This is a genomic window from Planococcus halocryophilus (genome assembly GCF_022489025.1).
Classification (GTDB): Bacteria; Bacillota; Bacilli; order Bacillales_A; family Planococcaceae; genus Planococcus; species Planococcus halocryophilus_A.
The window spans coordinates 12,466-25,771 of record NZ_JAKVTG010000003.1 but is presented as its reverse complement, the minus strand read 5'-3'; the positions used below and the strand labels follow the sequence as shown (position 1 = coordinate 25,771).

Annotated in this window: 10 protein-coding genes and 1 other annotated feature; of the genes, 2 read left to right on the top strand and 8 right to left on the bottom strand. The window is 41.5% G+C overall.

The window, feature by feature from the left end:
* Positions 1-21: 21 nt before the first annotated feature.
* The gene (locus tag MLE13_RS04715; RefSeq protein ID WP_240748297.1) at positions 22-1,209 is read right to left on the bottom strand and encodes a bifunctional folylpolyglutamate synthase/dihydrofolate synthase; all 1,188 of its coding nucleotides are present in this window, start codon (positions 1,207-1,209) and stop codon (positions 22-24) included.
* A 71-nt stretch (positions 1,210-1,280) separates the two neighbouring features.
* On the opposite strand from MLE13_RS04715, the gene MLE13_RS04710 reads away from it, so the two are divergent.
* Positions 1,281-2,144: an ATP-grasp domain-containing protein gene (locus tag MLE13_RS04710; protein WP_240748296.1), complete on the top strand. Its 864-nt coding sequence runs from the start codon at positions 1,281-1,283 to the stop codon at positions 2,142-2,144.
* The gene (locus MLE13_RS04705) at positions 2,141-2,938 is read left to right on the top strand and encodes an ATP-grasp domain-containing protein (protein ID WP_240748295.1); all 798 of its coding nucleotides are present in this window, start codon (positions 2,141-2,143) and stop codon (positions 2,936-2,938) included. The genes MLE13_RS04710 and MLE13_RS04705 overlap by 4 nt, the downstream gene beginning before the upstream one ends.
* 277 nt (positions 2,939-3,215) lie before the next feature.
* Here the strand turns inward: MLE13_RS04705 and MLE13_RS04700 are convergent, their stop codons facing one another.
* From MLE13_RS04700 to hemA, 7 genes are all read right to left on the bottom strand, one after another.
* Positions 3,216-5,849 carry a valine--tRNA ligase gene (locus tag MLE13_RS04700; RefSeq protein WP_276323836.1) on the bottom strand — a complete coding sequence of 878 codons (2,634 nt, stop codon included), beginning with the start codon at positions 5,847-5,849 and terminating at the stop codon, positions 3,216-3,218.
* Positions 5,850-5,899: 50 nt separating this feature from the next.
* Positions 5,900-6,120: a binding site (T-box leader), on the bottom strand.
* Positions 6,121-7,080: 960 nt separating this feature from the next.
* On the bottom strand, positions 7,081-8,367 hold the full coding sequence (gene hemL, locus MLE13_RS04695) for a glutamate-1-semialdehyde 2,1-aminomutase (RefSeq protein WP_240748294.1): 1,287 nt from the start codon (positions 8,365-8,367) through the stop codon (positions 7,081-7,083).
* Entirely contained in the window at positions 8,364-9,347 is a 984-nt protein-coding gene (hemB, locus tag MLE13_RS04690; RefSeq protein ID WP_240748293.1) for a porphobilinogen synthase, read from the bottom strand. Before hemB ends, hemL begins: the two co-directional genes overlap by 4 nt.
* Entirely contained in the window at positions 9,344-10,045 is a 702-nt protein-coding gene (locus tag MLE13_RS04685; RefSeq protein ID WP_240748292.1) for a uroporphyrinogen-III synthase, read from the bottom strand. The genes hemB and MLE13_RS04685 overlap by 4 nt, the downstream gene beginning before the upstream one ends.
* The gene (gene hemC, locus MLE13_RS04680) at positions 10,038-10,967 is read right to left on the bottom strand and encodes a hydroxymethylbilane synthase (protein ID WP_008496520.1); all 930 of its coding nucleotides are present in this window, start codon (positions 10,965-10,967) and stop codon (positions 10,038-10,040) included. Before hemC ends, MLE13_RS04685 begins: the two co-directional genes overlap by 8 nt.
* Positions 10,968-10,984: 17 nt before the next feature.
* The gene (ccsA, locus tag MLE13_RS04675) at positions 10,985-11,815 is read right to left on the bottom strand and encodes a cytochrome c biogenesis protein CcsA (protein WP_240748291.1); all 831 of its coding nucleotides are present in this window, start codon (positions 11,813-11,815) and stop codon (positions 10,985-10,987) included.
* An 84-nt stretch (positions 11,816-11,899) separates the two neighbouring features.
* Entirely contained in the window at positions 11,900-13,273 is a 1,374-nt protein-coding gene (gene hemA, locus MLE13_RS04670; RefSeq protein WP_240748290.1) for a glutamyl-tRNA reductase, read from the bottom strand.
* Between the last annotated feature and the right edge of the window lie 33 nt (positions 13,274-13,306).

The window sequence follows — 13,306 nt, the reverse complement described above, 5'->3', positions numbered from 1 at the left end:
TATTACATCTATTCATTTTTTTCATTCTTGATAATGACGAAAAAATGAATACTTAGCGTTTCTTAGAAGGGATAATAAATATAAAGATCCAGTGACTAAAGTCACTGTACCTTTTTCGTATACAGGTAATATATCATTATATTTTAGAATTGTCTTCCTTTTATTATTGCATTCTAATAATAATTTTTCAGCTGGTAATGCCCGCTCGTTATCAAACTCTAAAAATGTAAAACAATCGCTTATTTTTTCCAATTCACGAAGCACTTTTATATAGTCTTTGTCTTTAAGAATTCCCATAACTATATGGATAGAACTGCCTGGATACGCTTCCTTCACCGTCTTAACTAAAGCTTCTGCACTCGCCTGATTATGTGCTCCGTCAAAAATAACTCCCGGAAATACTTCCTCAAAACGATAGGCAAGATTAGCAGTTGACAAAGCATTTAAGGCTTTGTCTTCACTAAAGCTTTTCCCGAGCAGCTCTTTAGCAGCTTCCATAGCTAAACTAGCATTTCCTAATTGATGGGGCCCTTTTAATTTTAACTTGAGGTTATTAAGGTCTTTTGGCCTAATTATATCAACGTGAAGTCTATTCGCAGTTTCTCGAATAATGTCTAGTGATTTTACAGGCAGTTCTCCAATTACAACAGGCTGCCATTTTTTTATAATCCCTGCTTTATGCCAAGTGATTTCTTCAATTGAATTTCCTAAGAAATTAGTGTGATCAATTGAAATGGATGGGATTATCGCAATTTTTGGGATAATCACATTCGTACTATCTAAAGCTCCCCCCATACCAGCTTCTATAATCGCAAAGTCGGGTGCGTGTTTTCTAAAAACTAGTAATGCCGCTAGTGTTAACAATTCAAAATCCGTTAACGGTGTTTTCACATGACTTAGCTGTTGCATAATGGATTCAAGTTCCTGCGGGCTAATGGGTTTACCGTTTAACTGAATTTGATCATGGAGGTCTTCAATGCATGGTGAATAAAAATTACCGACAGAATATCCGTGAGCCTGCAATATGCTAGATAAAAACGTAGCAGTTGATCCTTTTCCGTTTGTTCCCGCTAAGTGAACAAACTTTCCAACTTTATGTGGATTCCCAAGTTCTTCAAGAGCTGCAGTAATGGCTTCTAAACCTGGGTGAATGGCAGTATCTGTTTGGATATTCCATTTTTCTTTATAATGTTCAAGTCCAATTATCATTAGTAGCCTCATTTCTTCAATAAACATGATACACTTTTTGAGTATGATTATAGCACGAAGGTGGAATCGATATGACGAGTTGTTGGGTGATCTACAACGGAAGCTTAGTTTCCGATAAATTTGCAGACCAAGCGAGTTTAGTTGCGGAAGCAGCACAACGCGCAGGCGTTTCTGTAAAAATTATGAAAAATTATGAAACTATTATGGATTTATCAGTCAATTTAAGTATACCTGATTTTGCAATATTATTGGATAAGGATATATTACTAGGTTATTTTTTAAAAAGTCGCGGAGTTCCCGTTTATAATGATCCGGCTGTTATTGATTTATGTGACAATAAAGCTACACAATATGTACAGTTGGCCGCTCACGACTTACCAATGCCAAGGACCATTGTAGCTCCAAAAGTTTATCCGAATTTTTCAATCATCCATTCGGGTTATTTTGAAAAAGTGATTGAGCGCTTAAAACTACCGATGATTATAAAAGAAGGACACGGTTCTTTCGGTATGAAAGTGTATTTGATTGAAACTGAAGAACAATTTTACGAAAAAGTCGAGAGCCTTAGAGGAATTGATTTTGTCTTTCAAGAATTTATCCATTCGAGCCGTGGTCGCGACATACGCGTTAATATTGTTGGTGGACGAATTGTAGCTGCCATGCATCGCCATTCAACAACAGATTTTCGCGCCAATATTACCAATGGCGGTGTGGCATCACCGATCGTGCTAACTCCTGCACAACAAGAAGTCGCACTAGCTGCAGCTCAAGCCGTTGGCGCCACTTTTGCAGGCGTTGATTTGTTATACGGTGAAGGTGAACAACCTCTCGTTTGTGAAGTTAATGCCGCTGCACACATCCGCAATATTTTGAATGTCACTGGAATCAATGTCGCAGATGCCATGATTGCATATATATTGGAGGACTTGTCATGAAACTTCTTTATGAAACACAAGATGCAAAACGGAATCGAGGATTTATAGCCGAATTACAGCGATTTGGAGATTTTGATTTGATCGAATGGGACGACTGGAGCGATGAAGGGCTGACACGACTGGCGGATAATCTAGCCGGTGAACTTGTTGTCTTTCGCGCACGGCGACCAAAAGCCGCTCGTTTTTTAGAAGATCAAGGCATTCACTTAGTAAATCGCGCAGAAGTAAATCGCATTGCTAACGACAAATGGAAAAGTTTTGAGTTGTTTATGTTGCTCGGTGTTCCTACTATACCAAGTTACCGACAAGCACCCGAATATCCGTGCGTGGTAAAAACTATGGACGGACATGGCGGTGATGAAGTATGGCTACTCCAATCAGCTGAAGATATACCAAACACGAATTCTTCCCTTCTCTTCCAACCAGTTGTAGCTCATCAAGCAGATATCCGTGTATTCGTAATCGGCACGGAAATTGTGGGTGCTGTGAAACGAATTTCTAATGACTCGTTTAAAGCCAATTATTCACTCGGTGCATCTATCGAAAAATACGTGTTAACAGCTGCTCAAGAAAAGGATGTATTGCGCATTTCCCGTGCGATAAACAGCGATTATGTTGGAATAGACTTTTTGCTACTTGAAGACGGACGGCACGTATTTAATGAAATCGAAGATCCTGTGGGTGCCCGTTCGTTTTATGAAACGCATGTAGAAAATATTGCTGAACTGTTTTTGGAACATATACGAAAAATGGGAAAACATGCTCCTTTTCAGCGGGAAGATCGACTGAAATAATTTCTATTTAAGTTAAACTAGGTTCTCCATTTTTTTCAACTATCTTTTATAGAAACAACGTATAAATATAGGCACACCTGATTTAGTAAATTTCTAGCGCAGGCGCGGCCAAGGGATAAGCGAAGCAAGAAGACTGGCGTTCTTTGCCTGGCTTCTTGCGAGAGCTATGCCCAAAGCGGCCGAAGCGATTTGAAATATTAGTTCTATAGTTCAACTTAATAGCTTGTGAACCATTTAAAAAACCGCTCTCCCATTATGGGAAAGCGGTTTTATCGTTTTATAGATTTTTTAGTTCTTCAATGCGTTTTTCAACTGTTGCGTGTTTTTCCATATAATCAGCTTGTTTCGCACGTTCTTCAGCAACTACTGCTTCTGGTGCTTTTGAAACAAAGCGTTCGTTCGATAGTTTACCACTAACGAGTTTTACTTCTTTTGCCCATTTTTCAAGTTCTTTGTTTAAACGAGCAAGCTCTGCATCAATATCGATCAAACCTTCAAGTGGCATGAACAATTCAGCACCTGATACTACTGCTGACATCGATTTTTCAGGAGCTACGATGTTTTCGCCAATTGTTAAGGTTTCTGGATTACAGAAACGTTCGATGTATGCAGCATTTGCTTCTAATACTGCATGAGTGTTGGCGTCTTTTGCAGAAATCGTCAATGGCACTTTTTTGCTCATTGGTGACTGTACTTCTGCACGAATCGTACGTACAGAACGAATCACGTCCATTAATAGCTTCATGCTTGAAGACTGGCTTTGATTCGTTAACGAGTCATCTACTGTTGGCCAAGCCGCAATCGTAATCGATTCGCCTTCATGCGGCAAGTTCTGCCAAATTTCTTCTGTGATAAACGGCATGAACGGATGCAATAAACGCATTGTGTTATCAAGTACATAAGCAAGTACCGAACGCGTCATTTTCTTCGCTCTTTCGTCTTCACCGTATAATGGCAATTTCGACATTTCGATATACCAGTCACAGAAATCATCCCAGATGAAATTGTAAAGTGAACGTCCAACTTCGCCAAATTCATAGCGTTCTGCAAGCTCTGTTACTTGTTCAATGGTTTCATTTAAACGTGTAAGAATCCATGAATCAGCAACTGACTTTTTGCCTGACAAGTCTATTTGGTCGTATGTCATACCTTCCATATTCATCAATGCGAAACGAGACGCATTCCAGATTTTATTGGCAAAGTTCCATACCGACTCAACTTTGTCGTTCGCATAACGAAGATCTTGTCCTGGAGACGATGCTGTTGCTAAGAAATAGCGCAGAGAATCTGCTCCGTACTCCGAAATCACGTCCATTGGATCGACGCCGTTGCCAAGTGACTTCGACATTTTGCGTCCTTCTGCATCGCGTACCAGTCCGTGAATCAATACATCTTTAAACGGTTTTTCACCAGTGAATTCTAATGCTTGGAAAATCATGCGCGATACCCAGAAGTTGATGATGTCATAGCCTGTCACTAATGCATCTGTTGGGTAGTAACGGCTAAGATCATCGTTTTCTTCTGGCCAGCCAAGTGTTGAGAACGGCCACAAGGCAGATGAGAACCATGTGTCTAGTACATCTTCGTCTTGTGTCCAGTTTTCAGCGTCAGCCGGTGCTTCGTGACCAACGTAAATTTCATTTGTTTCGTTATGGTACCAAGCTGGAATTTGATGTCCCCACCACAATTGACGAGAAATACACCAGTCGCGAATGTTTTCCATCCAGTGTAAATACGTTTTCTCAAAACGATCCGGCACAAAATTAACACCGTCTCCACTTTTTTGTGCTTCTACAGATGCAGCAGCAAGTGGTTGCATATCAACAAACCATTGAGTAGATAAATAAGGTTCTACTACAGCACCGCTACGCTCTGAGTGACCAACAGAATGCATATGCTCTTCGATTTCGAACAACACGTCCATGTCTTGTAAATCTTTAACGATTTGCTTACGACATTCGAAACGATCTAAGCCTTCGTATTTACCAGCATTTTCATTCATTGAACCGTCTTCGTTCATCACAAGTACGCGTTCTAAATTATGACGGTTCCCAATTTCAAAGTCATTTGGGTCATGAGCCGGTGTGATTTTAACGGCACCACTTCCAAATTCTCTATCTACGTAATCGTCTGCAACAATTTCAATTTCGCGACCAACGATTGGCAAAATAACTTTTTTACCGATTAAATGCTTATAACGCTCGTCTTTCGGGTGAACCGCAACAGCTGTATCACCAAGCATTGTTTCTGGACGTGTTGTGGCAATTTCAATATGTCCACTGCCGTCAGCAAGCGGATAACGCATATGATAAAAAGCACCTTTAACGTCTTTGTGAATAACTTCAATATCCGAAATCGCCGTTTGTGTATTCGGGTCCCAGTTGATGATGTATTTACCGCGGTATATGAGTTTTTTCTCGTATAGTTTCACGAAAACTTCACGTACGGCTTTTGACAATCCGTCATCTAATGTGAAACGCTCACGTGAATAATCAAGTCCTAAACCTAATTTAGCCCATTGTTCGCGGATATGTCCTGCGTATTGATCTTTCCATTTCCATGATTCTTCAAGAAACGCTTCGCGTCCTAAATCGTAACGTGAACGCCCTTCTTCTTTTAATTTGCCTTCTACTTTGGCTTGCGTTGCAATCCCGGCGTGATCCATACCTGGAAGCCATAGCGCGTCAAAACCTTGCATGCGTTTCATGCGTGTCATGATGTCTTGTAATGTTGTGTCCCAAGCATGGCCTAAATGTAGCTTGCCAGTAACGTTTGGTGGAGGAATTACGATGGTATACGGCGTTTTGCCGCTTTCTGGTTTGGCTTCAAAGAATTTTTGGTCGACCCACCAATCATAACGGCCTTTTTCAATTGATTGCGGATCGTACTTTGTGGACATTTGTTCAGTCATGGGAATTCCTCCTTTAATTTCTGGTAGAACGCAAAAAACTCCTGTCGTCTGTAAAGGACGAAGGAGTTTTTCGCGGTACCACCTTTATACACAGGTCTAGTTACAGACCTGGCTCTCAAGTTTCATAACGGATGTTAAGTCCGGTTCCCGCTACTTATTTCACGGCAACTGCTCCGAGGTGACATTCAACTATACGCCATAAAGACCTCTCACCAAATAGTCTTCTCTCTGAAATGCCCGTATACCCTACTATCCTCATCAACGCATGAATATCTAATTACTCTTATTGTACTCAATAGAAGGTTTTAGCGTCAAGTTATTTTGAAGTTCTTGAGGGTAGCGGTGATTTTTACAGAATATTGGTGATGGAGATAGTAAGAATCGTTTTCTTATGTCGCTTCGATCGCTTTGGGCATGGCTCTCGCGATAAGCCCAGAAGTGCGCCGGTCTTTTCGCTTCGCCTAGCCCTTGGACGCGCCTCGCTAGGTGTGGGAACATCTTTTTAGTTGGGTCTTGTAGATAGGTTGCATCGCTTTCTTTTATCGCTTCGGAGGCTTTGGGTATGGCTCCTGCGATAAGCTCGGAAGTGCACCGGTCTTTTCGCTTCGCCTAGCCCTTAAACGCGCATCGCTAGGTGTGGGAACATCTTTTTAGTTGGGTCTTGTAGATAGGTTGCATCGTTTTCTTATGTCGCTTCGATCGCTTTGGGCATGGCTCTCGCCAGAAGCCCGGAAGTGCGCCGGTCTTTTCGCTTCGCCTAGCCCTTGGACGCGCCTCGCTAGGTGTGGGAACATTTTTTTGGTTGGGTCTTGTAGATAGGTTGCAGCGTTTTCTTATATCGCTTCGGACGCTTTGGGCATGGCTCTCGCGATAAGCTCGGAAGTGCACCGGTCTTTTCGCTTCGCCTAGCCCTTGGACGCGCCTCGCTAGGTGTGGGAACATCTTTTTAGTTGGATCTTGTAGATAGGTTGCATCGCTTTCTAATTCCGCTTCGGTCGCTTTGGGCATGGCTCTCGCGATAAGCCCGGAAGTGCACCGGTCTTTTCGCTTCGCCTAGCCCTTGGACGCGCCGAAGCTTAGTGGGTTAATACCTTTTATTAAGTGTATTGATTGTGTCACTTTCTGATGTAGCTACTCACTTGGCGTTTATTTATAACTTAAATGTGCACACAAAAAAGCTATCCTCAAAAAGTCATTTTCATAACCTTTTAGGATAGCTCTGTTTATTTTATTAACGTGCCAGTTTAGCAAATACGGTATGGAATGCTTTTACGGTTTTTGCGATATGCTCTTCCGTATGGGCAGTCGATAGGAACATGCCTTCAAATTGGGAAGGTGGCAAGTAAATGCCTTCTTCCGCCATCAAGCGGTAGTAATTTGCGAATAGCTCAAGGTCAGAAGTTTTAGCTGATTCGAAATCAACTACGTCTTCGTTTGTGAAGAATACCCCGATCATTGAACCTGCACGGTTAACTGTGTGCGGGATGTTGTATTTTGTTGCAGCTTCGCGGAATCCTTTTTCAAGTTGATCGCCACGTTCGATGAAAGTGTCGTAGCTTTCTTCTGTTAAACGAGACAATGTTTCAAAGCCTGCGCGCATAGCAAGTGGGTTACCTGAAAGCGTGCCTGCTTGGTAAATCGAACCACTTGGTGCAACTTGCTCCATAATTTCACGCTTGCCTCCGAATGCGCCGACTGGTAAACCGCCGCCGATTACTTTGCCGAGGCACGTCATATCTGGTGTTACGCCGTAATAGCCCTGTGCACAGTTATAACCTACACGGAATCCTGTCATAACTTCATCGAAAATCAGCACGGTGCCGTTTTCGTGAGTTAAGTTGCGAAGTTCCATTAAGAACCCTTCGCTTGGAGGAACAACGCCCATATTACCTGCAACCGGTTCTACAATAACAGCCGCTAATTCATCGCCGAATTCTTGGAATGCTAAACGAACGCTTTCAAGGTCATTGAATGGCACTGTGATGGTGTTTTGAGCAACTGATGCTGGAACACCAGGTGAATCTGGCAAACCTAAAGTTGCAACGCCTGAACCTGCTTTGATTAACAAACTGTCGCCGTGACCGTGGTAACAGCCTTCAAATTTCAAGATTTTGTCGCGACCTGTGTAGCCACGAGCTACGCGCAATGCGCTCATCGTTGCTTCTGTTCCAGAAGACACCATACGTACCATTTCGATTGATGGCACACGGTCCATGACCAATTTCGCCATTTGGTTTTCTAGTTCTGTTGGTGCACCGAATGATGTTCCAAGTGCAGCCGTTTCTTGAATAGCTTTTACTACATCTTCTTGTGCGTGACCCAAAATAAGTGGACCATAAGATAAAACGTAGTCGATATATGTGTTGCCATCAACGTCTTTAATTGTCGCGCCACTTCCAGATTGCATGAAAATCGGATCCATATTGACCGATTTAAACGCACGAACCGGGCTGTTAACGCCGCCTGGCATTAAAGTTTTGGCTTCTGTAAATGCGGCTAATGATTTTTCGTATGTCATTCTTTTCCCTCCAACCAGCGTGCTGCGTCTTTTGCGTGATACGTCATAACGATATCTGCGCCTGCGCGCTTCATGCTTAATAAAGTTTCCAAAACGATTTTTTTCTCGTCAATCCAGCCATTTGCTGCAGCTGCTTTGACCATCGCGTATTCACCTGAAACGTTGTATGCAACAATTGGAATATCGAAATTATCGCGAACTTCGCGAATAATGTCCAAATACGACAATGCTGGTTTAACAATCATGAAATCTGCGCCTTCTTGAACATCAGAAGCAGTTTCACGCAACGCTTCCATACGGTTTGCTGGGTCCATTTGGTAGGTTTTCCGGTCTCCAAATTGAGGCGTACTGTGAGCTGCTTCGCGGAAAGGTCCGTAATAGGCAGATGAATATTTAACGCCATAAGACATAATTGGTGTATTATCAAATCCGGCTTCGTCTAATCCGTAACGAATCGCTGCAACAAAACCGTCCATCATGTTAGATGGTGCAATAATATCAGCTCCCGCTTTTGCTTGTGACACAGCCGTACGCGCCAATAAATCAAGTGATTCATCATTTAAGATAACACCCTCTTCGATTACGCCGCAATGGCCGTGGTCGGTATACTGACAAAGACATGTATCAGCGATAACGACTAATTCTGGATGACGGTTTTTCGCAAAACGAATCGCTTCTTGCGTGATGCCATGATCATGGTACGCTTGCGTTCCGACTGCGTCTTTTTCAATTGGTACGCCAAAAAGAATAACGGAAGGAATACCAAGGTCTACTACTTCATCCAGTTCAGTACCTAAGTTATCCATCGAAAATTGGAATACGCCAGGCATAGATGAAATTTCGTTTTTCACATTTTCTCCTTCAACTACAAAAATCGGATAAATAAAATCCTCTTTATGTAAACTTGTTTCGCGAACCATTGAACGAAGATTAGCTGAACCGCGTAAACGGCGATGACGATTAAAATTCAATTCTTTCATGTCGACAAACTTCCTTTCGCTATTTCATTGATCACTTCAATATACGTATATCTTTCAGGCATAAAATCCACTGTGCCACCGTTATCGATAATGGCTTTTTTCGTTACGTGGCCAATTGCAGCGACTTGGATGTTCAACCAATTGCCCCCTACTTGACGATACGCTCTTACCGCAGAAGGACTAGCAAACAGAATGATCACGTCTTTGAATTGTGTAATAGTTTTTGCGTTTTCACTATTTAACACAGTATCGTAAACCGTCCATTCATCGACTTGCATGGACATAGTGGAAATGGTGTTTTTCGCCATTTGTCCTTTTATAAACAAACATTTCGCTCTTCCTGAGACGGGCGGGAATTCTTGGATAAACTGATCCGCACTAAACACTTTCGGAATAAAATCCACTTGGTGACCATGTCTTTCTAAAACTGCTGCTGTTTGATTACCGACTGCGGCAATTTTAGCAGGCACGGTTTCATTGAACGAACAAAACACTTCTGCGCTTGTACGACTAGTGAAAATGAGCCAGTCATATTTCGTGAAATCCGGCTTTTGTGACTGGCGAACAATTGTTTCAACAAGTGGAACGTACTTTGTTTTTGCACCAAATGATTGTGCATGAGAAATCGCTTCTACCGGTTTTCTAGAACCGGTAAAAACGATTGTTTTTCCTTCAAGCAGTTTTTTGCTATTAGACATTGCTTTCAGCTTTGACGCGTTGAATTAAATCGTAACCGCCTTGAGCACTAATTTTCTCAGCAACAATCCGTCCTGCTTCGATTGGGTCATGGCTAATTGCCATTTCTTTAAACACTTGGTCAGCTTCTGGTGAAGAAATAAGTCCTGTAAACGTTACTTCTCCATTATTCACTGTTGCATATCCAGCGATCGGCACTTGGCAGCTGCCATCCATATCTTTAAGGAATTTACGTTCAGCGTTTACTGCTAAAGCTGTATCTTCATGATTTAGTTTTGCTAATTCACTAAGAAGTTCTGTATCTTCTACGCGACACTCAATTCCGAGTGACCCTTGTCCGATTGCTGGTAGACATTCATCCACTTCAAGGAATTCTGTTACTAAATCATCTTTCCAACCCATCCGTTTTAACCCAGCTGCCGCTAAAATGATGGCGTCAAAATCGCCTGCTTGCAGTTTTGCAAGACGCGTATCGATATTGCCGCGAATCCATTGAATATCAAGGTCTGGACGCAATAATAGCAATTGTGAACTACGGCGTAAGCTGCTTGTTCCAACAACTGCTCCAACTGGTAAGTCCAATAACTTCACATGGTCATTTGCAATATAGGCATCGCGTGGGTCTTCACGTTCCGGAATACATCCAATTGCCAACCCCTCAGGCAAAACAGAAGGCATGTCCTTCATACTGTGAACAGCAAAATCGATTTCGCGTTCAAAAAGTGCTTGCTCGATTTCTTTTACAAACAAGCCTTTCCCGCCAACTTTAGAAAGCATAACATCGACAATCCGATCGCCTTTTGTCACAATTTCTTTTATTTCAAATTCAAAAGGTACACCTGCTGCTTTTAATTTATCGATAAACTGGTTTGTTTGAGTTAACGCTAATTTGCTTCTTCTCGAACCTACAATAATTTTTCTCAACTATATCCTACCTCTCTTTAATACCAAAAATGAAAATCAGATAACCGGCTGCCTAAAAAGAAATTGATGAGCAGCACTAAAAATAAATACGTATGAGCCAGTGCATAATTCATCCCATTTAACGAACCTTTTCGATGTCGCCAAAGAACCAAGCTGTATAATACCAGCAAAACAAAAGATCCGATAATTTTCATGTCTAATAATGAAAACTCCGGCAGTGAAATAACCGCCCATTGTAAACCGAGTACAAGTGACACAAACAATAAGGAAATTCCGACCAAAATTGAAATGGTCATAAATTGTTGGGTTTGGCCGAGCGATGGCAAATTCGCCCATTGTTTCGTCCATTTTTTCTTTTTGAGCATTCTATACAAGACCATATGGAGCGCTGCAAATACAAACGACAATGAAAATGCCACATACGATAGAATCGCAAAACTAACATGGATAAACAATAATTCTGATACTAACGCATCACCTACAGGCGACCGTTCGATTTGTACCGGTGAAAATGTGTGGATTGTCATAAAGATAAAGCCAATAACATTGATGAAAAACACCACAAAATCAAATCGGTAAAATATCCTCAAAACTATCGACAATGTCACCAACAGCCAGGCATAAAAATAAATCCCTTCAAACAAAGTCAATACCGGAAAACGTTGGGTTTCAAAAATATACAATCCTAAAAATATAGTTTGCAACACCCATACAATACCGAGTAAACTCATCGCAATGCGAATTGCTTTTTTTTCTTTATATAAATAATCTATAAAATAAAAAACAAGGCTGACAGCATATAGAATAACCATAGCTTCATGCAGCCTTGCCATTGTTATATCAGCCATCCCATTCCCCTTCATCTCCATAGTTAAAGGCGTTCCGTCTCTACATTTTAACATATAGATTCGCAAACGCCTCTTTTAAAAAGCTTAAAATGAATACCTGGGAGTTTCAGTTGATGAATTTTCGGTTTGAAGTACAGCTTTATCCTTTTTCTTTTGTGGAGCTTTCGACTGCTTTTCTATTTCTATTTCAACTTCCTCTTCGATACCAAATATTTGCATAAATAGTTCTAGCTGTTCACGGGATTTAGGAGCCCCGCCCATTTCTTTCGCTTGCAAAATTGGGTCTTTCAACAATTGGTTGATAATCGATTTGGTATGTTTGTTAAGAATTTTCTTTTCACGATCCGTCAAATCTGGCATTTTGTTTTCGATACTCGCCATTGTCTCAGCCTGAATACCAAGCGCTTTTTGACGAAGTGCAGAAATTACCGGCACAACGCCAAGTGTTGTTAACCACTCATTAAACAGCAGTGCTTCTTGATCGATCATTGTCATGATTTCACCCGCTGCACGTTCACGCTCTGCTAAATTAGCTTCAACAATCCCTTGCATATCATCAATATCGTACAAGAAAACATTTGGTAAATCACCGATACGTGGATCCATATCACGCGGTACGGCGATATCAACCATAAACAACGGTTTGCCTTTACGAAGTTTTTCTACAAACTGCATCAATTCAAGATCAATGACGAAATCTGTTGAGCCTGTAGAAGAGATTAAAATATCCGCTTCTAACAATGCACATTGTAATTGACTCAATGGTTTTGCATTGCCACCAAATTTGTCAGCCAGTAGTTCAGCTTTTTCGAATGTACGGTTAATAACCGTCACACGATCCGCTCCACTGCCTTGCAAGTTTTTGATAGCCAATTCGCCCATTTTTCCGGCCCCCAAAATAACAACGTGCTTGTTTTTAAGCGTGCCAAAAATTTTCTTACCAAGTTCAACAGCTGCATACGAGACTGACACGGCATTTTCACCAATCGCTGTTTCCGAATGTGCTCTTTTTGCCAAAGTTACAGCTTGTTTGAACAATTGATTAAAGACAGTTCCTGTCGTCCCCTGCTCTTGTCCAGCAAGAAAACTATTTCTTACTTGACCCAAAATTTGAGTTTCACCCAATACCATCGAATCGATACCAGCCGTTACACGGAACAAATGCTCAATCGCTGCATCCTGCTCATGAATAAATAAGTACTGTGAAATCGCTTCTTTTGGCAAGTCAAAATAATCCGCAAGAAATTGCTTTACATAGTACTTACCTGTGTGAAGTTGATCCACGACTGCATAAATTTCCGTCCGGTTGCAGGTGGAAACAATCACGTTTTCCAATATGCTTTTTTGTTGTTTTAACGCTTCCATCGCCTGTGGCAAATCATTTTCGATAAACGATAACTTTTCACGAATCTCCACAGGTGCAGAGCGATAATTCACACCGACTACTAATGTGTGCATGGGTACAAAACACCTTTCACGTTCAATATTTCA